General features: G+C 35.5%; 21 protein-coding genes. 3 read left to right on the forward strand and 18 right to left on the reverse strand.

What is annotated here, in order from left to right; translation table 11 throughout:
* Positions 1-504: 504 nt before the first annotated feature.
* The 14 genes from DFQ03_RS17225 to tamL form a co-directional block, all read right to left on the reverse strand.
* Positions 505-1,110, reverse strand: a complete 606-nt coding sequence (locus DFQ03_RS17225; RefSeq protein WP_133674488.1) for a hypothetical protein — start codon at positions 1,108-1,110, stop codon at positions 505-507.
* Between the two features lie 87 nt (positions 1,111-1,197).
* Entirely contained in the window at positions 1,198-2,178 is a 981-nt protein-coding gene (locus DFQ03_RS17230; protein ID WP_133674489.1) for a YpdA family putative bacillithiol disulfide reductase, read from the reverse strand.
* A complete protein-coding gene (gene rpe, locus DFQ03_RS17235) occupies positions 2,175-2,825 on the reverse strand; it encodes a ribulose-phosphate 3-epimerase (RefSeq protein ID WP_133674490.1) in 651 nt (216 codons plus the stop codon). The genes DFQ03_RS17230 and rpe overlap by 4 nt, the downstream gene beginning before the upstream one ends.
* Before the next feature lie 83 nt (positions 2,826-2,908).
* A complete protein-coding gene (locus tag DFQ03_RS17240; RefSeq protein ID WP_133674491.1) occupies positions 2,909-6,016 on the reverse strand; it encodes a WD40/YVTN/BNR-like repeat-containing protein in 3,108 nt (1,035 codons plus the stop codon).
* 367 nt (positions 6,017-6,383) lie between these two features.
* Entirely contained in the window at positions 6,384-6,839 is a 456-nt protein-coding gene (locus DFQ03_RS17245) for a tRNA (cytidine(34)-2'-O)-methyltransferase (RefSeq protein ID WP_133674492.1), read from the reverse strand.
* Positions 6,839-7,063, reverse strand: a complete 225-nt coding sequence (locus DFQ03_RS17250; RefSeq protein ID WP_073247394.1) for a VF530 family protein — start codon at positions 7,061-7,063, stop codon at positions 6,839-6,841. The genes DFQ03_RS17245 and DFQ03_RS17250 overlap by 1 nt, the downstream gene beginning before the upstream one ends.
* A gap of 29 nt (positions 7,064-7,092) precedes the next feature.
* A complete protein-coding gene (gene pulA / locus DFQ03_RS17255) occupies positions 7,093-9,075 on the reverse strand; it encodes a type I pullulanase (RefSeq protein ID WP_133674493.1) in 1,983 nt (660 codons plus the stop codon).
* A 253-nt stretch (positions 9,076-9,328) separates the two neighbouring features.
* Entirely contained in the window at positions 9,329-10,192 is an 864-nt protein-coding gene (locus DFQ03_RS17260) for a sigma-70 family RNA polymerase sigma factor (RefSeq protein WP_036156158.1), read from the reverse strand.
* A gap of 160 nt (positions 10,193-10,352) precedes the next feature.
* Complete coding sequence (locus DFQ03_RS17265; RefSeq protein WP_133674494.1) at positions 10,353-12,575, reverse strand: polyribonucleotide nucleotidyltransferase; 2,223 nt, start codon at positions 12,573-12,575, stop codon at positions 10,353-10,355.
* A gap of 207 nt (positions 12,576-12,782) precedes the next feature.
* Positions 12,783-13,052: a 30S ribosomal protein S15 gene (rpsO, locus tag DFQ03_RS17270; RefSeq protein WP_038235085.1), complete on the reverse strand. Its 270-nt coding sequence runs from the start codon at positions 13,050-13,052 to the stop codon at positions 12,783-12,785.
* Positions 13,053-13,157: 105 nt separating this feature from the next.
* Positions 13,158-13,643, reverse strand: a complete 486-nt coding sequence (locus DFQ03_RS17275) for a hypothetical protein (protein ID WP_133674495.1) — start codon at positions 13,641-13,643, stop codon at positions 13,158-13,160.
* On the reverse strand, positions 13,640-14,515 hold the full coding sequence (gene accD, locus DFQ03_RS17280; protein ID WP_133674617.1) for an acetyl-CoA carboxylase, carboxyltransferase subunit beta: 876 nt from the start codon (positions 14,513-14,515) through the stop codon (positions 13,640-13,642). Before accD ends, DFQ03_RS17275 begins: the two co-directional genes overlap by 4 nt.
* Before the next feature lie 29 nt (positions 14,516-14,544).
* Positions 14,545-15,612, reverse strand: a complete 1,068-nt coding sequence (gene fbaA / locus DFQ03_RS17285; RefSeq protein ID WP_133674496.1) for a class II fructose-bisphosphate aldolase — start codon at positions 15,610-15,612, stop codon at positions 14,545-14,547.
* A gap of 60 nt (positions 15,613-15,672) precedes the next feature.
* Positions 15,673-18,237 carry a translocation and assembly module lipoprotein TamL gene (tamL, locus tag DFQ03_RS17290; protein WP_243834533.1) on the reverse strand — a complete coding sequence of 855 codons (2,565 nt, stop codon included), beginning with the start codon at positions 18,235-18,237 and terminating at the stop codon, positions 15,673-15,675.
* Positions 18,238-18,291: 54 nt separating this feature from the next.
* Here tamL and DFQ03_RS17295 point away from each other — a divergent pair, with 54 nt between their 5' ends.
* A complete protein-coding gene (locus DFQ03_RS17295; protein ID WP_133674497.1) occupies positions 18,292-19,011 on the forward strand; it encodes a TrmH family RNA methyltransferase in 720 nt (239 codons plus the stop codon).
* Positions 19,012-19,133: 122 nt separating this feature from the next.
* Here DFQ03_RS17295 and porT read toward each other — a convergent pair whose 3' ends face one another.
* Together porT and ubiE are read right to left on the reverse strand one after the other, a co-directional pair.
* On the reverse strand, positions 19,134-19,826 hold the full coding sequence (porT, locus tag DFQ03_RS17300; RefSeq protein ID WP_133674498.1) for a type IX secretion/gliding motility protein PorT/SprT: 693 nt from the start codon (positions 19,824-19,826) through the stop codon (positions 19,134-19,136).
* 54 nt (positions 19,827-19,880) lie between these two features.
* The gene (gene ubiE / locus DFQ03_RS17305; protein ID WP_133674499.1) at positions 19,881-20,618 is read right to left on the reverse strand and encodes a bifunctional demethylmenaquinone methyltransferase/2-methoxy-6-polyprenyl-1,4-benzoquinol methylase UbiE; all 738 of its coding nucleotides are present in this window, start codon (positions 20,616-20,618) and stop codon (positions 19,881-19,883) included.
* A gap of 228 nt (positions 20,619-20,846) precedes the next feature.
* Here ubiE and trkA point away from each other — a divergent pair, with 228 nt between their 5' ends.
* Entirely contained in the window at positions 20,847-22,196 is a 1,350-nt protein-coding gene (gene trkA / locus DFQ03_RS17310) for a Trk system potassium transporter TrkA (RefSeq protein ID WP_133674500.1), read from the forward strand.
* 1 nt (position 22,197) lies between these two features.
* Entirely contained in the window at positions 22,198-23,691 is a 1,494-nt protein-coding gene (locus DFQ03_RS17315; protein WP_133674501.1) for a TrkH family potassium uptake protein, read from the forward strand.
* A 75-nt stretch (positions 23,692-23,766) separates the two neighbouring features.
* Here DFQ03_RS17315 and DFQ03_RS17320 read toward each other — a convergent pair whose 3' ends face one another.
* Together DFQ03_RS17320 and DFQ03_RS17325 are read right to left on the reverse strand one after the other, a co-directional pair.
* Positions 23,767-24,957: a pyridoxal phosphate-dependent aminotransferase gene (locus DFQ03_RS17320; RefSeq protein WP_133674502.1), complete on the reverse strand. Its 1,191-nt coding sequence runs from the start codon at positions 24,955-24,957 to the stop codon at positions 23,767-23,769.
* A 15-nt stretch (positions 24,958-24,972) separates the two neighbouring features.
* Entirely contained in the window at positions 24,973-26,073 is a 1,101-nt protein-coding gene (locus DFQ03_RS17325) for a fatty acid desaturase family protein (protein WP_133674503.1), read from the reverse strand.
* Positions 26,074-26,180: the final 107 nt, after the last annotated feature.

Below are 26,180 nucleotides of genomic sequence, written 5' to 3' on the forward strand. Positions count from 1 at the left end.
GTTTGCGCCGATGGTACTGCTATACCAAGTGGGAGAGTAGGTAGCCGCCTTTTTCGAAAGCCCTTTACAGAAATGTAAGGGGCTTTTTTTATACCATAAAGCCAACTATACTATACCGAATAATCCCGTTATAAAAGGGTATGGCAACATTACTACTACTACTACTACTACTATAATTAAGTTATATTGATAAAGTCTATTGGGATGGTTAATAGTGTCAATAAGGATTTAACTTCTATTCGAGTATAATCTTCATATAATCAAACTTAGCTAATCGTTAATTTGAAAGAGAAGTTGTAAATGAAAGTTAATCTGATATTTCGAGATATGAATTATTCCTTAAGTGTCTTATGTAACCACGTTATATAAAAGAATGACTGATACCATATCTTTGAATAGACAATTTTAAAAGTAAACACAGATAATTTGAACTTACAGTACTGTATATAAAAAAAACCTGAGAAGTTTGCTTCTCAGGTTTTCGTTTGTTTTGAATGCTGATTATTAATCTCTATTAATATCGAAAATAACACCTTCTTTTTGCATTTGAGAAATTTCATTCTTTGAATACCCATAAGTTACTTCAGAATAATTCTCATCTTTATCAATCTTATATAGTCTAGATTTTTTTGATATTTCATAATCGTTTAGAGAAAGGTATAAACTGTCAGAAGTTACTTTTTCAAGTCTCATGGTAGAATAACTGCCATTATCAGCTTTGTATTCGTATATGTCACCTACTACCGGAGCTGATAAATATAGCTGTGTATTTTCTTTGTCTTTGCCACCAGAATATATTGCAAAGCCTATTAAAAGTGCTAATACTAAAAGTCCTGAAAATTGCCATAAGGGTCCTTTCGCTTCTCCTTTAATGTTTTTATATTGAATTTTAAGTGCCTCTGGCATTTGTTTCGGTGATAAGGTCTCTTTACAATGGGTGCAATAAGAACTACCACCTTTTCCTAATGGAAATATAGGAATCCAAAAAACGTGTGCATGCCTTCTGTAAATATTGATGTATATAGTATCTTGATTGTTGCAATGTTGACAAGTAATATTTTTTGTTTTTACGGAGTCAAGGTTGGCTGATCCGGTACCGAAGAAAATCATATGTTTTGGTTTTGTTGTTAAGTAAGTATAACGTTTTTAAAAAGTGTCTATTGTTGTTAGAACTTTTAATAACATGATATCAGTGAATTACGATGTAGTTATCGTGTTTGAAACGATATGCTTAACAATCATTTTTGCGTGAATTCTAGAATTTTCTATAAACCATTTGTGTGTTTCCATTCCTCCACAAATTACACCTGCTAAATAAAGACCTTCAACATTGGTCTCCATAGTATCAGGATTATATTCGGGTAATTTCCTGGCGTCATCACTTATATTAACACCTAGTTTTTCTAAAAAATTAAAATTAGGTTTATATCCTGTTAATGCTAAAACGAAATCATTTTCAATTACTACATCACCATTTGGTGTAGTTAAATTGATTTGATTTTTTGTAATTGATTTTATGGTTGAGTTGTAATAAGCTTTAATACTACCTTCTTCAATTCTATTTATAATATCTGGTCGCACCCAGTACTTAACTCGTTGACCAACTTCTGATCCACGAATAATCAAACAAACCTCTGCACCTTTTCGCCAACATTCAAGTGCAGCGTCAATTGCTGAATTACTGGCTCCAATTATCGCAACTTTTTGACCAGAATAATAATGTGGGTTATCATAATAGTGCACTACTTTTTCTAATTTTTCCCCAGGTACATTCAATAAATTAGGGATGTCATAAAAACCAGTTGCGACGACAACTTGTTTAGAAGTATAGTCTCTCTTATCTGAAGCTATTGTAAATACATTTTCATTTTTTTGAACATTTTCTACTTTTTCAAATAGATTAATATTCAATTTATTAGAGGTTACAATTCGTCTGTAGTATTCTAAAGCTTCATCTCGTTTAGGTTTAGCTTCATTACTAATAAATGGAATTTCGTCTATTTCTAGTTTTTCAGATGAAGAGAAAAACTGCATGTTACTTGGGTAGTGAAACAAAGAGTTTACAATAGGACCTTTTTCTAAAATAAGGTAACTGAGTCCGTTTTTCTTTGCTTTTAAACCGCAAGCAATTCCTATTGGTCCACCACCAATGATGATCATATCAAATTCAGTTTTCATCCTTTTAATTCTTTTATAGTTTTAATTGGATCGGTGCTTTTAAATACAAAACTACCGGCAACTAAAATATCTGCACCTACTTCAACCAATTTTTTTGAATTGGAAGTGGTTACTCCGCCATCGACTTCAATAAGAGCAGATGATTTTTTTCTTGTAATCAAAGCTTTAGTTGCTTTTATTTTATCATACGTATTTTCTATAAATGATTGTCCGCCAAAGCCAGGATTTACGCTCATAATTAATACTAGATCAATTTCTTGAATGATATCTTCTAAAAGCAAAACATTTGTATGTGGATTCAATGCAACACCAGCTTTCATTCCCAATGCCTTTATAGCTTGTATAGTTCTATGTAGGTGCGTACACGCCTCATAATGCACCGTCAATATATGAGCTCCAAGATTTGAAAATTCTTCAAGATATCTATCAGGATTTACAATCATTAAATGAACATCTAAAGGTTTTCTAGCATGCTTGTGAATTGCTTTTACAACTGGCATACCGTAAGATATGTTAGGAACAAAAACTCCGTCCATTACATCTATATGATGATACTCCGCCTCACTAGCATTGACCATTTCTACATCACGTTGTAGATTTCCAAAATCAGCTGCCAAAAGTGATGGTGCTATACTTGCCTTTTTCATGTTATAAAACCTTAATAGTTCAGTACAAAAATACGGATTTGTAATTCGTTCAACAGGTGTTTTTAATATAGCTTTTACTCCATTTAATCTATAACAGTACCATCATTCTTAGAAAGAAAAGGGTTTACTTTTACTTTATATTTCTGCATTACCCTATTAAATTTATTCAGTTCTATCTCCAGTTCTGCCGAGAGTTCTTCAAAGACTTTATAAGCACCATTGGTAGGTTTAGCTTCACCTGATTCAACACTGCGGCGCAACGAAGCTAATCTATTGTTGAGTTTAATAGGAAAGTTCAAAGGGTCTTGTCCTGATTGGTTTTTTACTTGATAAAGCGCTTCTTCAACTTCTGATAGTTCATTAATAAAAGGCATTACGGTATTTTTTAAATCGGTAATATCAATTTCATCTTTTACATCATTAAGCGTCTTTTTAATCTCACGAATTTTGATTACCGTTTCATTAGCAGCAGTAGTTTTGCCCATAATTTTATTAGAAAGTTCAAACTGCTCATCTAAATCTTCTTTTGTGATACCCTTAAGATTTGGGTCCATTTTTATTTCGAAGGCATATGTTTTTTCATAATCGCCAGATTTCATTTTCACTTTATAAGTTCCTAATGGAGCTTTTGGTCCTCTTGCAGGTCTTGCACTCCAAATAATCATACCGTCAAAAGTGGTAGCGCCCGTATATCTCATATCCCAGGTAAACGTGTTTATTCCTTTTGCAGTGGTAGGCTTTGAAGACCCGCCTTTTAGCCAATAAGGAATGTTAGGGTCTACTTCATATTTTGGTTTACTGCCTGTAAAAGTGTTTATCAATTGATCCTTACCATCATAAATTTCAAAAGTTATGGTGTCTTTTTGTTCTTTTAAATAGTATTGAATGGAAGCGTTGGTTAAACCTCTTAGTGCATCTGTGGGTTTAAATAGAACAGCATCTTGCTTTATCATTTCTGGCGTAAACTGTCTTATAGGTTTAATATCATCTAAAATCCAGAATCCTCTACCGTGTGTGCCTAAAACGACATCATTATCTTTTATAACTAAATCTCTAACAGGAGTGTCTGGCAGTTTTAGTTGAAGGCTTTGCCATAGCTCACCGTCGTTCATAGAGAAATATACACCGTGTTCCGTAGCCAAAAATAGCAGCCCTTCTTTAACGGGATCTTCACGTACCGCTCTTGCAAAATGTCCATCTTCAATACCGTTGATAATCTTGGTCCAAGTTTTGCCAAAATCATGTGTTTTAAAAACATACGGTTGTCGGTCATCAACTTGGTATCTGTTAGCTGCAACATAAAGCGTACCTGGGTTATGAATAGATTCATCAATAATACTTACTCTAGAAAATTTAGGTAAATCTTTAGGGGTAATATCTGCCCAGTTTTTACCACCATCTCTAGTAATATGTATTTTACCATCATCTGATCCGGCCCATATCGTATTGATATCATGGTTAGAAGGTGCGAGGGCAAATACAGTCGCATAAATTTCTGGTCCGTTCATATCCATAGTAATAATTCCACCGGTTTTTCCTAAAGTAGATGGGTCTGCATACGTTAAATCTGGACTAATTTTCTCCCATGACTGTCCGTCATCTGTAGTTTTCCAAACATGTTGAGAGCATGTGTACATCACATTTGAATCTTGTGGAGCAAACATAATGGGGAAAGTCCACTGCCAGCGCTCTGGTAAGGCACTAGCTGGCTCACCAGAGAAAAATCGTGGGTACACTTGAATATCTCTAGATTGCCCGTTACTTCTATCATAACGAGTTAAAAGTGCACCTTGGCTACCGGCATAAAAAATATCTAAGTTTGTAGGGTGTTGCGTGATCCAACCACTTTCACCACCTCCAACAGCGTAAGCCCAGCCATCGCCTTGACCACGAGCTTGCATATGTTCCCAACCATCACTCGGTACGGCAATAGTACTATTGTCTTGTTGTGCACCGGCAACATGATAAGGTACGTCGTTCGTTGTCATTACATGGTAGAGTTGAGTAGTAGTGTAATCTTCTTCTGTCCAAGTTTTACCACCATTGATGCTAACAACACCACCGCCGTCATTAGATGAAATCATGCGTTCAGAATTATTTGGGTCTATCCATAAATCATGATTATCGCCATGCGGTACTTTTATTTTTGTGTCAAAAGTTTTTCCCCCGTCGGTAGACTTCCAAAAATCAACATTTAGTCCGTAAACAATGTCTTTATTTAGCGGATCGGCATAAATTCTAGAGTAGTAAAAAGCACGTTGTCTCAGTTTTCTTTCATCATTTGTTCTTTCCCAAGTTTTACCGGCATCGTCTGAACGAAAAACACCACCTTCATTAGCCTCTATAACTGCCCAAACGCGATTAGAATCTGCAGGAGAAACCGTCACTCCGATTTTACCTAAAGGACCTTCTGGCATACCAGGGTTTTTTGAAAGATCTGTCCAAGTTTCACCAGCATCAGTTGACTTCCAAAGTTTACAATCTGGCCCACCGCCCCACATTTTCCATGCTTTTCTTTGAACTTGCCATGTACTGGCATATAAAACGTTAGGATTATTTCTATCGATAATTAAATCTACCGCACCTGCTTTATCGCTAACATATAATGTTTTCTTCCAAGTTTTTCCACCATCGGTACTTTTAAAAACACCGCGTTGTTCGTTATCGCCATATGGGTGACCTAATGCTGCTACATAAACAATATCAGCATTTGTAGGATGAATTCTAATTCTAGAAACCGCTTGAGTTTCTTCAAGGCCTAAATGCTGCCAAGTTTTACCTGCGTCGGTTGATTTATAAACTCCGTCACCTTGGGTGATACTGCCGCGTAATTGCACTTCTCCCATACCAATGTATACAATATCAGGGTTGGTTTCTGCGACTGCCACTGCACCAACGGAAGAGCTAGTAATTTGACCATCGGTAACAGCTTCCCATTCATTACCACCATCAGTAGTTTTCCATAGACCGCCACCCGTTGCTCCAAAATAATACTCATTGGGCCTACTTGGACTGCCTGAAGACCCTAAAGAACGGCCGCCACGTATAGGACCGATATTTCGCCATTCTAAATTCTCGTAGAATTCTGGAGTTATGGTTTCGGTATTAGTTTTTGATTTTTTTTGTGCAAAACTGGAGCCAAAGGCGACCAATGTAAATGCAAGAAATAGATAGCATTTTATCGTATTCATAAGGTGGAAGTTAGATTAGTTTTATTGGTGAAATCGAAGAATTTCTCTTTGAAAATAATCAATTATTCCGCTACAATTAAATGATTTTTAAATTTTAACGAGAAGTTGGTTAAACTTAATTTCTACACCTATTTGAGTATTTTTTCATGGATGCGAGAATCGTAATATCAATTTGGTTTTTTACGATATAGGTAAAATGAACTGCTGTAATTTGGAATTTGTTTAGCGATAGATTTTAATTGTATGTCTGGATTGAATCTATTAGTTAACGAGGGAGAATAAGAACATCTAAAATTTAACTACCGCTATATTAGTTAGCGGTTTTTAGGGCTATACTCAACTACGATTATTAAAATAGTAGTTATTGTTACAGGTTTATTTGCCGTAAACCTTCATAGATAGTAATGGCCACAGCATTGGCTAAGTTTAAACTTCTAATGTGTTCGCTGTATAATGGAATCTTGGCAGTATTTTCAATGTTTTGCTGTAATAATTCTTTTGGTAAGCCAACAGATTCTTTCCCGAAAACGAGAAACATATCATTTTCAAAATTTATTTCCCAATGACTTTTTGTAGCAGTGGCGGAAAAAAATACCATTTTTTTGTCCTTATGTTGCTCAAAGAATTCATGAACATTCTCATACATAATGACATTAAGGTGTTGCCAGTAATCTAGTCCCGCTCTTTTTAAACGTTTATCCGTTAGTTCAAATCCGAATGGTTTAACAAGATGCAATGTAGATCCGGTACCAAGGGCTAATCTGCCGATATTACCTGTATTATTCGGTATTTCTGGTTCTATGAGAACTAAATTAAGGCTCATTATTTTTTGAAGGATTGTAAGTATAAATGTTCAACTTTTTCACGTGCCCACGGAGTTCTACGTAAAAATTTTAAGCTTGATTTTATTGAGGGATTACTTTTAAAGCAATTGATATCAACTTGACCAGCCAAGTCTTCCCAAGAATACTTTTCTGTAAGTTCTTCAAGTATTGTTGCCAGCTTAATGCCATGAAGCGGATTATTAGGTTGAGAATCTGAACTCATGAATTTATTAGAATTTTATATACTTACAATTATTTCTGAAATGCGACATACATTGATAACGGTGGTACTTCAATATTGTCTTTTAATATTTGCAGCCCTTGAAAGTCAAAGGTACTACCAGAAACAGCTTTTTGCCAAACTCCATCAATTTTATAATTTATTTTTTCGTTGGATGAATTATAAACCACTAAGATGTTTTTCCAACTATCCTCGTTTGCATTACCTTTTAATGTAAAGGATACAAGATTATTGTTAGTTGTTTGAAATTTTAGATGTTCTCTTACTTGATCAGAGGTCGCCATATAAAAAGCTGGATGCTCTTTTCTCAACTTTATTAGATTTTTATAATAAGCGAAAACCTCTTTGTGGTTGTTTTTCCATTTCCAATTTAGTTGGTTAATGCTATCAGGTAGGTTATAAGAATTATGCTCGCCATTTTTAGTACGAAGCATTTCTGATCCAGCATGAAGAAATGGGGTTCCTTGTGAGGTCAATACAATTGCATTTGCCAATTTATCCATAGCAATCAATTCTTCTAATGTTGCATCTGGTCTTGATATTTTAAGTTTGTCAAATAAGGTATGATTATCGTGGCATGAAACATAGTTGATAGATTGCCATGGTTCTAAGGTCCAAGGTGCATCTGAGTAATTTACTTTGTCGTACTTAATTTGAGGATGTTGAATAGCACCTACAATTCCGAATTTAATAGATTCTTCTGTTTGTTTAGCGCCACTAACAAAACCCAGACTTTCATCTTTAAATACAGAACCTTTTAGTCCGTCACGTAGATCATCACTAAAAGCTGCAAATTTTGCAAGTTGCGGTATATGCTTTTTGAGGGCGCGTTTTTCTTCAGGTAGAGGAGAATCTTTAGCAGTCCATCCTTCGCCATATAATAGTGCATCAGGATTTATTTCTAAAACAGCTTCACCGATTTTATTCATGGTTTCAATATCATGAATGCCCATGAGATCAAACCGGAATCCGTCTATATGGTATTCTCTCGTCCAATGTAAAACGGATTCAATCATGAATTTTTGCATCATAGCACGCTCTGATGCAGTTTCGTTACCACAAGCAGCAGCATCTGAGTAAGAACCGTCTTCCCGATAACGATAATAATACCCAGGTACTTCTTGATTAAAGTTAGATTCTTCTGTTTTACCAGTGTGGTTATATGCTACATCTAAAATTACCCCAATACCATTGTCATGAAAAGTCTTTATCATTTGCTTAAACTCTTTAATACGGACTCCTGCGTTAAAGGGGTCGGTAGAAAAAGAACCTTCTGGTACGTTATAGTTGTTAGGGTCGTAGCCCCAATTAAATTGTGGAGTACCTAAATTGGTTTCATCAATAGAGTAGTGGTCTAAAGTGGGTAAAAGATGCAAATGTGTAATACCTAATTCTTTTAAATGATCAATACCTGTAGTAATTCCATTTGGACCTTTAGTGTCAGCTTCTACCAACCCTAAGTATGTGCCAGGTAACGACGAGCCAGACTGCGGATGAATTGTCATGTCACGAACATGTAGTTCATAAATTATAGCTTCGTTATATTTAGTAAGAGTAGGAGATATGTCTTCGTGCCAACCCTTGGGGTTGGTAGTTTCCATATCTATGACCATTGCTCTATTACCATTTACTCCAACAGCTTTGGCATAAATTCCTGGAGTTTCATCTAGCCACAAATTATCAATTTTAACCTGATAGGTATAATAAATACCATTTAAATCACCATCTACTTTTTCTTGCCAAATACCTTGAAGCTCTTTTGTCAGGTTATGGGATGAAAAGACAGTAGCGTCGTGGCCATCTTTATAGAGCCTTAAAATTACTTCTTCTGCATTTGGAGACCAAAGTTTAAAGAGTGTAGCATCTTTGGTGTATTGTATCCAAAGGTTTTCGTTTATTGGAGTAGGGTACTTATTGAAATCCGAAATTGTCTTTTTTGTATTACAAGAATTAAATAGCGTGAAACTCATTAGAATTAGAACTATATGTTTCATTAGGTTATTGTTGATACTCTAAGATAAGGAAAGATTTTTTAGGGTATATGACAGTATGTCTATACCTGACTTTTTAAATTACAAACTATTATAAATGAAAAAACTCCGGTAATCAGCCGGAGTTTATTCATCAATCAAAAAACGAACAGTCATGATAAACTGTTGTTACCGTTAAAATTACAACTAATATGCCAATATTACCAATTTAAGGAATAATTAACATGTAATTTTATAGCTTTATCGCATAGGTTTTTTAACCCAAATACGTTTTTAGTATTTTACTTCTCGAAGTATGCTTTAAACGTCTAATTGCTTTTTCTTTAATTTGACGAACTCTTTCTCTTGTAAGATCAAAAGTTTCACCAATTTCTTCTAAGGTCATAGAATGCTGATTAGCAAGACCAAAGTATAATCGAATAACATCTGCCTCACGCGGCGTTAATGTTTCTAAAGCACGCTCAATTTCTGTACGAAGAGACTCATGTAATAATTCTCTATCTGGGTTTGGAGACTCACCACTACGAAGTACATCATAAAGGTTAGAATCTTCACCATCGATAAGAGGTGCATCCATAGATACATGTCTACCTGAGTTTTTCAATGATTGTTTTACATCATCAACCGTCATATCCAATTCTTTCGCGATTTCTTCAGGAGAAGGCATTCTTTCATGCGCTTGCTCTAAGAAAGCAAAAGTCTTGTTGATTTTGTTGATAGAACCAATTTTGTTCAATGGCAAACGAACGATACGAGATTGTTCTGCCAAAGCTTGTAATATAGATTGACGGATCCACCATACGGCGTAGGAGATAAATTTGAATCCCCGCGTTTCGTCAAAACGCTGTGCAGCTTTAATTAGACCAAGGTTTCCCTCGTTAATCAAATCTGGTAAAGTAAGGCCTTGGTTTTGGTACTGCTTGGCAACTGAAACCACGAATCTGAGGTTGGCTTTGGTAAGTTTTTCAAGAGCGATCTGGTCGCCTGCCTTGATACGTTGTGCCAACTCTACTTCTTCATCAGCGGTAATCAAGTCCACTTTTCCAATTTCTTGTAAGTACTTGTCCAAAGATGCGGTCTCTCTATTGGTGACCTGTTTTGTAATCTTAAGCTGTCTCATTAAAATAAATTAAGTTCAATTTGCATAGACTGCATATACTTATACGTAAAAATCTTGCGAATGTTACAATTGGAGGCAAAAAACTTCATAAATCTGTTGAAATGCATAAAAAAAGCCCCAACATATATGTCGGGGCTAACTTTATAAACTTACAAGAGTATTAATCTCTTCTTGGTTTTCTATCGCGATCACGACTACGATCGTTTCCACGACGGTCATCTCTACGTTTGTCATCACGTGGCGGTCTTTCAACAAAACCTTCTGGTTTTGGTAAAAGTGCTTTACGAGAAACTTTCTCTTTACGAGTACGTTTGTCTAAGCCAAAATACTTAACATCGAATACATCGCCCATATTTACAACATCAGCTACATTCTCTGTGCGTTCCCAAGCTAATTCACTTACGTGTAATAATACTTCGTTACCTGGAGCATCCATATATTCTACAACTGCACCAAAATCAAGCATTTTAATAACTTTTACTTCGTAAACGCTACCAACTTCAGGCTTAAATAAGATAGAGTCTATTTTTGCCATAACAGCATCAATACCTGCGTTACCTACACCTAAAATTTCTACGATACCTTCTTCGGTAACTGGATCCTCGTTTATAACGATAGTAGTTTCAGTCTCTTTTTGCATCTCTTGAATCACTTTTCCACCAGGACCAATTAAAGCACCGATGAATTCGTTAGGAATTCTACGCGTAACCATTGTAGGTGCGTGATCTTTAACGCTTTCAGCAGGAGCAGCAATCGTATCGGTAATTTTGCCTAAAATATGTAAACGACCATCACGTGCTTGTTTTAAAGCATTTACAAGAATTTCATACGACAATCCTTTTACTTTAATATCCATTTGGCAAGCAGTAATACCATCGGCAGTACCGGTTACTTTGAAATCCATATCTCCTAAATGATCTTCATCACCTAAAATATCAGATAATACAGCATATTTTCCAGAATCAGCATCAGAAATTAATCCCATTGCAATACCAGAAACTGGTTTCTTCATTTTTACACCAGCATCCATCATAGCCATTGTACCGGCACAAACTGTTGCCATTGAAGAAGAACCGTTAGATTCTAAAACTTCAGATACAACACGAACTGTATACGGGCAATCTGCAGGAATCATACCTTTTAAGGCACGTTGAGCTAAGTTACCATGACCAACTTCTCTACGAGATGTTCCACGAATTGGTCTAGCTTCACCTGTACAGAAAGGAGGGAAGTTGTAATGTAAATAGAAATTCTCTTCGCCTTCGTAAGATGGCATATCTATTTTGTTTGCATCTCTAGATGTACCTAGAGTTACTGTGGCTAAAGCTTGAGTTTCTCCACGAGTAAAGATTGCAGAACCATGAGTAGAAGGTAAATAATCAACCTCACACCAAATTGGTCTAATTTCATCAGTCTTACGACCATCTAAGCGTAAACCTTCGTTCAATGTTAAATCACGTACAGCTGCTTTTTCAGCTTTGTTGTAATATTTAGAAATTAACGCACCAAAATCAGCTTGCTCTTCTTCAGAAAAAGATGCTATGATTTCTTCTTTAATTTCTCCAAATGCAGCACTACGCTCGTGCTTTGCAGAACCTGCTTGAGCAATAGCATATACTTTATCGTAAGCCATTTCGTGAATTTTCTTAGCTAAATCAGCCTCTTCTCTTTCACCTTGGTACTCACGAACTTCTTTTTTGCCAAAAGCTTCGGCCAATGCAACTTGAGCAGCACATTGTACTTTAATTGCTTCATGAGCAAATTTGATAGCTTCTGTCATTTCTTCTTCAGAAATTTCATCCATTTCACCTTCAACCATCATTACTGAATCAGCTGAAGCACCAATCATCATATCGATGTCAGACTCTGCTAATTGAGCGCGAGTTGGGTTAATAACGAATTCACCATTTACACGGGCAACTCTAGCTTCTGAAATTGGGCATTCGAATGGGAAATCTGACAATTGAATAGCAGCGGAAGCAGCTAAACCTGCCATTGCATCTGGCATAACATCATCATCATGAGACATTAATTGAATCATCACCTGAGTTTCAGAGTGATAATCTTTTGGGAATAATGGACGTAATACACGATCCACTAAACGCATGGTTAAAACTTCACCATCACTTGGTCTTGCTTCTCTTTTGAAGAAACCACCTGGGTAACGACCGGCAGCAGCAAATTTTTCACGGTAATCTACCGTAAGTGGAAGAAAGTCCACATCACTTTGTTTGTAGTTGGAAACAACTGTACATAATAACATACATTTTCCTGATTGAACAACAACAGAGCCGTGTGCCTGTTTTGCCAATTTTCCTGTTTCGATAGAAATTTCTCTACCGTCACCAAGGTCTATGACCTCTTTAAATACTTTTGGAATCATAAAATTCGATTAAAATTTGCGCAATGCAAATTTGTTAAACAATGGTCTTTCCGACTGAAATTCTCTGGTCGGAGTTGTTGTGTTGTTGTGTTGACCAATGAAAAACCGTGTGTAGCTTTTTGTTCGCCTTTGCCAATATGTTTGGCTTAACCTCCTAAGGCAGGAGTATTAAAAAAGGGGATAGCAAGCTATCCCCTTTTTGCAATATTATTTTCTAATACCTAGCTCTTTAATTAGCTCTCTGTATTTTACAATATCATTTTTGATCATGTAATCAAGAAGACTTCTTCTTTTACCTACTAGCTTCACAAGTGAACGCTCAGTGTTATAGTCTTTATGATTTCTTTTCAAGTGACCGGTCAAGTGATTGATTCGGTGTGTGAATAAAGCGATCTGTCCTTCTGTAGAACCAGTGTTCTCTGCTTTACCGCCGTGTTTCTTGAAAATTTCGGCTTTTACTTCTTTTGTTAAATACATTCCAATATTAATTTAAATGATTTTTATGTACATGATTGATTTTCAACCAGGGCGCAAAGGTATGATTTTTTTTGAAATGTTTAATTGATATTCTTATAATTTAAATCAAAAAGCACAACCATTAGGTAACGGTACTACTTTTTCTAAATTTTCAGCAAAATCAGTGCTTAATTCATCAGCAGAAAATCCATTGGCGATTGACCCTTTTTGCACTGCGGATGTATAACCTGAGTTGTTCATGTGAACGCGAATATAAACTTGGTCGTCATGTTCAAGAAGAATATTAGAGCTAGACCTTGTAAATGGTTGTTCGTCTACATGACTATGAGTTAGAATTCTTCTATAAATGAGATTTCCTTCTAAATCTATAATTTCCCACCAATCTGCATATTGGTCACAACCTGTATCGGGACTAGAAATTGTGGTGCTAATAGTATACGCATTTGATTCACCAGATATACTTACCTCGGTAACTTGTGCATTAAAATCAAAAATGCTCGTCGAATCTGATTCATCGACGAGCATTTCTTCTTTATCTGTAGAACAGCATAAAAACCAAAACGATAGTATGGTACATACTAATTGTTTCAAGCTGTTGCCTTTTCTGATCTTACAGGGTTGTTCTGTATTAGGTCAATATATAAGTTCACTTTTTTCTTTAAATCTCTTCTATGAGAAATGAAATCTAAAAAGCCGTGTTCCAGTAAAAACTCAGATGACTGAAAACCTTCAGGTAAATCTTTACCAGTAGTATCTTTTACAATTCTCGGACCGGCAAAACCTATCAATGCACCTGGTTCAGCAATATTAATATCACCAAGCATGGCATATGATGCGGTAGTACCACCAGTTGTTGGATCTGTACATAAAGAAATATATGGTAAACCAGCTTCAGATAACTGCGCTAGTTTAGCAGATGTTTTTGCGAGTTGCATTAATGAAAGCGCTGCCTCCATCATACGAGCTCCACCAGATTTAGAAATCATCATAAATGGTGTTTTCTTTTTAATCGCGTAATCAATACCGCGAGCAATTTTCTCACCAACGACACTACCCATAGAACCACCGATGAATTTAAAATCCATACAACAGATTACGATGTCTTTACCAAAGGACTTTCCGTATCCTGTTCTTACAGCATCTTTGAGTCCGGTTTTTTTCTGTGCCGCTTTTAAACGCTCACTATATTTCTTGGTATCCTCGAATTTCAAAGGATCTTTAGAAGTTAAATTTGCATCAAGTTCAGTAAACTTATTGTTGTCGAACAAAATTTCAAAATACTCCTTACTACCGATTCTTACGTGATAATCATCTTCCGGGCTTACATAAAAGTTCTTTGCAAGATCATCAGACTCAACTATTTTACCTGTTGGCGATTTGTACCACAGACCTTTTGGTGTGTCTTTTTTTTCTTCGGTAGAGGTTTGAATCCCTTTTTCTTTTCTTTTAAACCAAGCCGTCATATCATCCATTTTTTGGTTATCCTGTAAGATTATAGTGTATTTACGTTGTTCAAATCTTCAAAGGCTTTTTTCAAACGCTCTATGAAAGCAGTCTCCCCTTTTCTCAACCAAACTCTTGGATCGTAAAATTTCTTGTTAGGCTCGTCAGCACCTTTAGGGTTACCTATTTGTGCTTGTAGGTAGTCTTTATTGTCTTGAATATAGTCACGAACTCCTGCCAAGAAAGCATATTGTAAATCTGTATCGATATTCATTTTTATAACTCCATAGCTAATACCTTCTCTAATTTCTTCAACTGTAGATCCAGATCCACCATGAAATACAAAATCTATGTGGTTGTGCTCAACACCATATTTTTCAGAAATATACTCTTGAGAGTTTTTAAGAATTTTCGGGGTCAATTTAACGTTACCCGGCTTGTAAACTCCATGTACGTTACCAAAAGCTGCAGCTATAGTGAATTTAGGACTTACTTTAGAAAGCTCTTCGTAAGCATATGCTACTTCTTCTGGTTGTGTGTATAACTTAGAATCATCTACATCAGAATTGTCAACACCATCTTCTTCGCCACCAGTAATACCCAATTCGATTTCTAGCGTCATGTTCATTTTGCTCATGCGCTCTAAGTATCCTTTGCAGATTTCGATGTTCTCTTCTAAAGGCTCTTCAGAAAGATCGATCATATGAGAGCTGAATAAAGATTTGCCAGTTTCGGCGAAATGTTTTTCACTAGCATCTAAAAGGCCATCGATCCAAGGTAATAATTTTTTTGCACAGTGATCGGTATGAAGAATAACTGTAGCACCGTAAGCTTCTGCTAATTGGTGAACATGTTTAGCTCCTGCAACCGCACCTAAAATAGCTGCTTTTTGCCCATCATTAGAAAGACCTTTACCGGCATTGAACTGAGCTCCACCATTAGAAAATTGAATAATAACAGGTGCATTTAAACTTGCAGCTGTCTCTAAAACACCGTTAATAGTATCTGAACCGATAACGTTTACTGCAGGTAATGCAAATCCTTTTTCTTTTGCGTAGTTGAAGATTTCTTGAACTTCATCTCCGGTTGCAACTCCCGGTTTGATATTGTGAGCCATAATTATGTTGTTGTTTGTTTCTAAAAAAAATGAAAAACAAAAGTAATAAAACAATTATATTTAAAAGGGATAGTTGATGCCTATTTGCAATACGGAATTCGCAAAATTGTAATCTCTAAACCATCTTTTAGACTGAATCTCAGCAGGATTATAGGTTTTGAAGCCCAAATCTAATCGAAATAGAAAATAGGTGAAATCGTATCGTAACCCTATACCCGTACCTAAAGCAATATCCTTTAAAGATCCTAAGCCGTCAAAGGTAGCGTCGGGGTCTTCAACATTATCTAGAACATTCCAAATGTTGCCTGCATCTGCGAAAATAGCTCCGTTAATATCACCTGCAACAGGAAATCTATATTCAAGATTTAATGCCAGTTTTAAGTTTGCTTCATTAAAATCATTTACTGCAGAAACACTACCTGGGCCTAATGAATAAGGAAACCATGCGCGGTTGTCATTTGAACCACCGCCAAAATAACTACGAACAAAAGGTATGTTGTCAGAATTTCCGTAGGGGATGGCAATTCCGAAAAATGCTCTTGCCGCTAAAACGTTAGAGCGAGATAGATCCCAATACTTTACATATTCAAATTCATTCTTTATATACTGAGAAAATGGTACGCCAAAAACCAAAAGTTGGTCGTCATCATTTTTATTAAAAGGAATAATTGTTGAAAAAGCAGATAGAACATTACCTGCGCCTTCAATCTTCCAGCGGAATTGATAAAACGAATTATCAGTAGGTCCGGTTCTATTGGTTTTGTTAAAGGTGTAATTAGATGCGAAAATTAGATTGTTCTCGGTCAGTCTTATTCTTCTTTCTTCTATAGAGCTTACATCATCAAAATCATTTTTAGTAGCACTCACGTCACGATTTATAATAGCATCTGTAAAGCCAGTGGTGCCAGACGGAATTATTAAATTTAATTCAGTGTCACTATCTCCCGTTTCAAAATATTCTGCTAATTCTGGGTATAGGTTAGTATCTTCATAAGAGTCGGCAATATCATCTAGCAGTTCATAAGTATTTGTGTATACATTATAAAATCTATTGCTATTTACATTTCTGACAAATTGAATATTTAGTAATTCAACATCATGATTTACGAAATCGCTAGGCACCCAATTATAGCCAAAAACTGCATTAAGTGTTTGTTTGTCCAAACCGATATTGTTCTGAAAATTGGTTCCGATTGCAATTCTTGTTTTTGGTAGGGTATAGTTCGGTATAATTCTAGAAGTGTTAATAAACGGAAACCATATTCTAGGGAAATCTATTGTAATATCGCCACCAAATTCTGAAAAGTAATTGGCTTCAAAAGTGTTACTGCTTAGAAGTCCGTAAGATCCATTTGCAGAAATACTCAAGTTTTCGGCACCTTTGAAAATGTTTCTTATAAGTAGGGTAGTACCCAAACCAACGCCTAATCTACGTAAGTTGGAACGGCTCACTTCAAAATTGGTACCAAGGGAATACTTTGTTTTTGGAGCCAGGTAAATATTGGTGTTTACTTTGTTGCCAATTGAATCTGCTTTAAAAATTATATTTGGATATTTAAACACGTTAAGCGCATTTAGCTGTCTAGAGGTTCTAATTTTATCTACATCTCTATAAATACTGTCTTTTTTGAAAAAGATTGCATTTGCTAAGGTTTTCGGCTTTATGTCAAAATTTTTTGAATAATGAATGGTGTAATCTTGGTAGTCTATGGTGTAAAGTGAATCTTGAGAGTTAGTTGATAAGTAGTCAGTGTAAATATTTATTTTGTTGATCTTTTCTATCTTGTAAGCAGAAGTGGTAACTTCATTTTCTCCCCTGGTTTTTAAATCACCAATATTTAGGGTAATATTCATTTGCTGATCCTCTGCAGCTTTGATAGTATCTCTTAAGATATCGAAGGTAATAGAGCTTTCTTGAAAATTACGAATACCGCTATTTCTAAAAATACCTGTCAATCTTTCACGTTCACCATTGAAATTGCTAAGGTCGAACTGTTGCCCTTCTTCTATTAATGATTGGGCAGAATTTAAAAAGTACAATGAATCTATAGCCTTCGATGATATATTGTTTCCCAGCGAATCGATTATATAAGGATCGCCTAGTTCAATATGGTAATTTACTTTGGCTTTTTTACGTTTGGCACTATCAATTTCGTACGAGGTGTTGTTAGTGAAATAGCCTTTGCTTTGATAGTAAGCACTAAGTTTTGCTAAACTTAAACGAGTTTTTGTAGTATCTAAAATGGTTGGTTCTTCTCCGATATCTTTAAGCCAGTTGCTAAGACCTTTTACTAAAAATGATTCGCCCAAACGTTCTACCTGTTTTTCAGAAAGAAGGTTGTCAAGTCTTTTTTTTCGGTTCTCTTTTCTGTATAGCCACGCATTGTAAGATGAGTCGGTATTCTCTTTAGCTAAATTGTATAAATTTAACCTTAAAGGATAGCCTAATACAGTAGAATTAGATTTTTGGTAGATAAGACTTTCTAATTCTTCATTGTTTACTTTGATCGAATCGGCGTAAATGGCGTTTTTAATTACCAAATACTCATCGTCTTCAACTTTTTTTAAAGAGTTGCACGATAGCAAGACTATTGCCAGTAGGGATAATAAGCTTAATTTAGCCATGTTGTTTTTGGAGCAAAGTGCCATCCTCATAGAAATCAAAAATACATTATTTGAATGGTTGTCAAAAGTGAATTGAAACTTATCAAAAGTCTACAGCAAAAAAAGTGCCGAAATGAGCATGGACTATTTGTTGTGGAAGGAAAAAAGACGGTGGAGGAAGTAGTAAATTCCGACATGAAAGTGTATAAACTATTTGCTATAGACCCTAGCGGGTTAGATGTAAATGGTGAGCAAGTAAGTGCAATATCCAATAAAGAGTTAGGGCAGATAAGCAGTTTAAAGAACCCAAATGGATTTCTTGGAGTATTTCATATACCGAAACAAAAAGAAAATATTTTATCTGATTGGATTTTGGTGTTAGACGGTATTCAAGATCCGGGTAATTTAGGAACTATCATAAGACTTTGCGATTGGTTTGGAGTTAAAGATGTAGTTTGTTCTAATACTACTGTAGATTGCTATAATGCTAAGGTATTACAGGCAACAATGGGTTCGATTACAAGGGTGAATGTTCAATACACAGACCTTCAGGCATTTTTGTCAACAACAAAGTTACCTGTGTATGGTACTTTTATGGATGGCGTAAGTGTTAATAATTCAAAATTACCCGAGAAAGGAATAATGATTATGGGTAATGAAGGAAAAGGAGTTTCTGAAGCTGTCGCAAAACTTTGTACCGATAGATTGGCAATACCACAATTTGGAGATGTGACTACGGAAAGTTTAAACGTAGCTTCGGCAACTGCAATTTTATTACATGAAATTAGAAAATAGTTGAGCGATGTAACTGGAATTTTTTTTTTTGCTAATTGCTAATTGCTAATTGCTAATTGCTAATTGCTAATTGCTAATTGCTAATTGCTAATTGCTAATTGCTAATTGCTAATTGCTAATTGCTACTCGAAAGTAAAGTTGATGAAAATTCCACGAGTTTTTAAAGATTCTATATTCCCGGTCCAAGGGCTGTTAGGGTCATTATCGGGTATTAATTCATCTGTTATGGCAAATACACCACGAATAGAAGGTGTAAATTTAAAGTACTCTAAGTAAAAATCAATACCGAAACCAATTTCATAGTTGTACACCCATTTTTTCATTCTAAAGGTACCAGAACTATTGTCGTCAAGACTTTCTTCATTACTACCGAGGTTGAGTCCTGTAGATACACCGCCTAAAAGAAACGGTTTAAAGTTACCATATCTTCTAGTGCTCGCTTTTAGTAATAAAGGGAAATTAATGTAGGTAGATTTTACTTCTCTAATGGCATCTCGCTCATTATCAAAACCAGGGAATCCCATTAATCTTGATCCGTAGTGAAGTCCCGGTTCAAAACGTACATCTAAAAATTCGTTAAGTCGTACTTCTCCAATTAATCCAACATTAAAACCAAAACTTTTGCTTACCAAAATATCTTGGGCGTTTTCTTTGTATTCTATTTTAAAGTCATATTGATTTAAACCAAGGAAGTAACCCCAATTTAAGAGCTTCTTGTCTTCGTTTTGTTTATTCAATATGGGACTTTCGTTGAATTGAGCACTTACAATGTTCGCAAGCAACAACGCTAGGGGTGTAAAAAACCACTTCTTCATATATCCTGGTTTACGATGGTAAAACTTCAAATATATATTGTAAGTATGCTAAAATTATAGATTAGCCTTCTTCGCAACATAAATTGATGCAACCCCAAATGTTTGAGGTTTATTCGTTACATCTATAAACCCGATTTCGCGTAAAATATTGTTGAAGTTTTCACCATGTGGAAAAACAGAAGCAGATTCGCTTAAATAGCCATAAGCAGAATCATCTTTCGAGAATAATTTTCCAATTAGCGGAAGAATATTTTTAGTGTAAAAGCCATAGCCTTGTTTGTACGGAGTTTTTGTAGGTACAGAAGTTTCTAAAACAACCAGCGTTCCATTTGGTTTTAAAACACGTAAAATTTCTGCCATACCAGTATTCAGGGTTTCAAAATTTCGTACCCCAAAAGATACTGTTACAGCATCAAAAGAATTGTCTTCGAACGTTAATTTTTCACTATCGCCAACAACCATTTCGATAGTACTGTCTAATTTTTTGTCGGTCACTTTTTCTTTTCCGACAGCTAACATGCCTGGAGAAATGTCTAGACCGACAATCTTTTTGGCACCTGTTTTAACAAGAGCAATGGCTAAATCTCCTGTGCCTGTAGCAATATCCAAAATTGAATTAGGCTGCTCTTTTTTTAAGATTTCAACAACTTTTTTACGCCATTTAATATCTATTCCAAAAGAAATTACTCGGTTTAAACCGTCGTAATTTTTAGAGATAGTATCGAACATTTTGGTGACCTGTTCTTTTTTCCCCAGATTAGAATCTTTGTATGGAGTAACTTTTTGGGACATTTTATTGCTTTTTTTTGGCAAAGATACAATATAGCTAGTGCTTTATTCCCTTTTAACCATTTAGGTTGGTCATTGATGGGTTAATGAATTGAAAATAAAGAATAAACTAATTAAATTATGTAATTTTGCCCCATAATAAATGCTATGGATTTCAAGGCTTCCTTTAAGTATATATGATAGTTAAGAGAAGAAAATTAGTGCTTGATAATTAGCGGTCTAATAAAATAAATGAAGATTATAATTGCTGGTGCTGGGGAAGTAGGCTTTCATTTAGCCAAGTTGCTCTCCTATGAATCACAGGATATTACCTTAATCGATTCTAAAAAAGAAAGTCTTGCGTACGCAGATAATCATCTAGATATACGAGTTTTAAAAGGTGATGCAACTTCTATTGCGGTATTAAATGATGCTCAGGTAAAAGATTCAGATTTGGTTATTGCTGTAACTTCTTCTGAAACTACGAACTTAACACTTTGTATGTTGGCTAAGCAATTAGGCTGTAAGCGAACTATTGCTAGAATATCAAATACTGAGTTTATTAAGAATAAAGATTTATTGAGGTTTTCGGATCTGGGTATCGATGAGTTGATATCCCCAGAAGCTTTGGCGGCAACTGAAATTCAGATGCTTTTAAATAAATCGGCATTTAATGATACGTACGAATTTGAAGATGGAGAGTTGATAATGGTAGGTGTATCATTACTTAAGTCGGCACCATTTGTAGGCAAGCAGGTAAAAGAAGCGGCAAAGATTTTTCCTGAGTTACATTTCATGCCAATTGCATTACAGCGAACGGGTACGCAGTATACGGTAATACCTAGAGGTGATACTGTATTTAAGGAAGGTGATCAAGTGTATTTTATAACCGTAAAAGAAGGTGTAGATGAGCTTTATAAATTAACTGGAAAGAAAAAAGCTGAAATCAAGAATGTAATGATTCTTGGAGGAAGTAAAGTAGGTTATAAAACAGCTAGAGATTTATGTGCCAACAAATTCAACGTAAAGTTGATAGAAAAAAATAAAGAGAAAGCCTTTGATTTAGCAGATGAGTTGCCAAATGCACTTGTAATTAATGGCGATGGTAGAAATGTTGAATTGCTAGATGAGGAGAGTTTAGAATCTATGGATGCCTTTATTGCTGTAACCGGTAATTCTGAAACGAATATTATGTCATGCTTGGTGGCAAAATCAAAATATATAAAAAAGACGATAGCGCTAGTTGAGAATATGGATTATTTTCAACTCTCTCATTCTATTGGTATTGATACTTTAATTAATAAAAAACTACTAGCTGCGAATAATATATTTAGACACATTCGAAAAGGTGAGGTTGTAGCCTTAATGCGTTTGAATAATTTAAATGCTGAGATTTTAGAATTTATAGTAAAAAAGAATTCTAAAGTAACCGGTGCTACAATTAGGGAGCTAGATTTTCCGAAAGCAGCTACAATTGGTGGTGTTGTTAGAGATGGTGTAGGACATATTGCACTTGGTGGATTTAGAATTCAAGAAGGTGATCGAGTTGTAGTTTGTTGTTTGCCGAATGAGATTCAAAAAATAGAACGAATGTTCCTATAAGATGCGGCTCAATTTAAGAATCATATTTCACATAATGGGGCTTCTGTTACTTTGTAACGGAGGCTTTATGCTTTTAGCGGCTGTTGTCAGTGGTGTTTACCAAGACGGGGTTACTTTAAGTATAGCTTTGGCGTCTATAAGTACGATGTTCGTAGGGGTTTTTATGATGTATTATACCAGAGGTCATAAAAAAGAAGTAAAGCAGAAAGAAGGCTATATCATTGTAACCTTCGGGTGGATTGTGATGTCTATATCTGGTATGTTGCCTTATCTGTTTTCTGGGACCATACCAACAGTAACAAATGCTTTTTTTGAAACCATTTCTGGTTATACTACAACTGGAGCTTCGATTATGGATGATATCGAGGCGATGCCAGAAGGTATTTTATTTTGGAGAAGCTTAACCCACTGGATCGGTGGTATGGGTATTATCGTGTTGGCTATTGCCATATTACCTTTGTTGGGAATAGGAGGTATGCAGTTGTTTTCTGCAGAAGCACCAGGACCAACAGGAGATAAATTACACCCACGAATTACAGATACGGCAAAACGTTTGTGGCTAATTTATTTCGGCTATACGGTAGCTGAAACCCTTTTGCTTCAAGTAGCTGGAATGTCATTTTTTGATGCTATCAATCACGCTATGGCAACATTGTCCACTGGTGGTTTTTCAACTAAAAATGCAAGTGTAGCATATTGGAATGATCAACCGATGATTCAGTATATCATCATATTCTTTATGTTTCTAGCGGGTAGTAATTTCGTACTAAGCTATTTTGCTTTTAAAGGAAAAGTCCAGAAAGTAATACAAGATGAAGAGTTTAAGTACTACGCGGGTTTTGTAATTGTCTTTACGGCTATAGTAGCTCTTGTTGTTTATTATCAAGCTAATATTACCGAACTTACTCCTGGTTATCCTATGGTTTTAGGTAAGGCTGAAAGTGCATTCAGGCATTCATTATTTCAAATTATTTCTGTGATTACGACAACAGGTTTTGTTAGCGCAGATTTTACGCAGTGGACACCTTTCTTGACTGTTTTTTTCTTCGGATTGTTCTTCTTAGGAGGCTCGGCAGGATCAACGGCAGGTGGTATAAAGGTAATGCGTCACTTATTGATTATTAAGAATGGTGTATTAGAGTTTAAGCGAACATTGCATACTAATGCGATTATACCCGTACGATATAACAATAAGACTGTAAAAGAGAAAATAGTCTATAATATTATCGGCTTTTTTGTACTCTACATGCTGCTCTTTATTATTGGAGCACTGGTGTTGGGCTTTTTAGGATTGGATTTTGAATCTGCCATAGGTGGTGCAGCGTCTTCATTAGGTAATGTTGGTCCGGCATTAGGGAGTTTAAACCCTGTAAGTAATTTTAATAGTTTGCCAGATTTGGCAAAGTGGTGGTGCGGCTTTTTAATGTTGGCAGGTAGGTTAGAACTTTTTACCGTACTGATATTATTGACACCATATTTTTGGAAAAGAACTTAAGTATAGTAAAAGTATAAAACATAAAAAGTCCCTTCTTAAGAAGAGACTTTTTTCATTATATGATTTAGCTGAGGTTTATTTCAGCGCTTCTTTTATTCTTGATATTGCTTCCTTAATTTCTTTTACCGATGCAGCGTAAGAAATACGAATACAATTTCCGTTACCAAAAGCATCACCTGTTACGGTGGCAACGTTGGCAGCTTCTAGAATGTACATAGAAAAATCTGATGCATTATTAATTGTTGTGCCATTAAATGTTTTGCCGAAATACGCAGTTACATCTGGGTATACATAAAAAGCACCTTCAGGTTCGTTACATTTAAATCCTTCAATTTCATTCAGTAAACCCAAAATCAGTTTACGTCTTTCTTTAAATTCATCAACCATATATTTAATACGGTCTGGAGATTCTTCTAATGCGGTAATTACAGCACGTTGAGCAATACAGTTTGCGCCACTGGTAACTTGACCTTGTAGTTTATTTGTTGCACGAGCAATGTACGCTGGGGCTCCAATATAACCAATACGCCATCCGGTCATTGCAAATGCTTTGGCAACTCCGTTCACGGTAACGGTTCGGTCAAACATATCTTCAAATTCAGCCATTGAAGCATGCGCTGTAACACCATAATTAATATGCTCGTATATTTCGTCACTAACCACTATAATTTGAGGATGATTCTTTAAAACATCTGCAAGTGCTCGTAATTCTTTTTTGCTATAAATAGACCCACTTGGGTTACAAGGAGAACTATACCATAACATTCTTGTTTTAGGTGTAATAGCAGCCTCTAACTGTTCAGGAGTCATTTTAAAATCGTTTTCTAAAGAAGTTGATACTTCTATAGGAACTCCATCTGCTAATTTTACAATATCACTATAACTTACCCAGTAAGGGCACGGTAAAATTACTTCATCACCAGGGTTTAATATAACTTGTGCCACATTATATAGAGATTGTTTAGCTCCTGTTGAAACAACAATTTGCGAAGGTTCGTAGCTAAGGTTGTTATCTCTTTTAAATTTAGTGATAATTGCCTTTTTCAATTCTACATAGCCATCGACTGGAGTGTAAGAATTATAATCATCGTTAACTGCTTGAATAGCAGCGTCCTTAATATAATCTGGAGTGTTGAAATCTGGCTCGCCTAAACTTAAGCCAATAATGTCTTTTCCTTGTGCTCTTAATTCACGGGCCTTAGCGGCCATTTCCAAAGTAGCTGACGGTGTAACGCTGTTAATTCTGTCCGAAAGTTGATTGCTCATGGTTGCTCTTAATTTCTAGTATTGTAATGTAGGCTCCTTGCCTAATTCTTTTAAATGTTTAAAGTGCGAAATTATAGCTTTTCTAGTAGTTTTATACTCGTGATATGGTAAATTAAATTCCTTTGCCGTTTGTTTCACAATTTTCGAAATATTTGTGTAATGAACGTGACTTATGTTCGGGAAAATATGGTGTTCTACTTGATGATTTAAACCGCCTGTAAACCAATTTACAATCTTGTTTTTAGTGCCGAAGTTTACGGTAGTAAACAATTGGTGAATAGCCCAAGTGTTTTTCATAGTACCAGAATCATCAGGTAAAGGCGTGTCTGCATCATCAACAATATGTGCCAATTGAAACACAACACTTAAAATTACCCCTGCAACATAGTGCATTAAAAAGAATCCGATTAAGATTTTCCACCACGCAATATCTAAAATTAGCATTGGTAATACGATCCAAATAGTGACGTAAAGTAATTTTGTGATAATAAGAGTACTCCAGTTCATAGTAGCACTTGGTAGTTTACCGTAAGATAATTTACGCTTCATATACCTGTACATTTGCTGAAAATCTGTCGTAATCGCCCAGTTGAACGTTAAAAGACCATAAAGTAAAACGGAATAGAAATGCTGGAATCTATGGTGTTTTTTCCATTCTGCATGTTTAGAGAAACGTAAAATTCTACCTGCTTCCATATCCTCATCATGTTCGTGAATATTGGTGTATGTGTGGTGAAGTACATTGTGTTGTACTTGCCAATTGTATACATTGCCAGCAAGAATGTAGATACTGCTTCCCATTAGTTTGTTCACCCATTTTTTGTTAGAGTATGCACCATGATTGCCATCGTGCATTACGTTCATGCCAACGCCTGCCATACCAACACCCATAACGATAGTCAAGATAATATTAGCCCAATTTGGCAAGCCTAAGGTTAGAATTAAAAAATAAGGAGCAAGAAAAAGAGCAAACATCACTACAGTTTTTAAGTGTAGCTTCCAGTTACCTGTTTTCTTTAATTTATTTGTTTTGAAATAATCGTTAACTCTACTGTTCAAAGTTTTAAAAAACTTTGCAGAATCTGTTCTGGGAAAGCGAATGGTATTTTGCTCCATAATTGGGTAATCTTTTACTTAATATTATGTAATAGAATCTATAATAGTTTGATAGCTTAATTAAAAGCTAAATCTTTGCATCAGTGAAAATACTAATATTATCTATT

This window comes from Maribacter caenipelagi (assembly GCF_004364175.1).
Lineage (GTDB): Bacteria > Bacteroidota > Bacteroidia > Flavobacteriales > Flavobacteriaceae > Maribacter > Maribacter caenipelagi.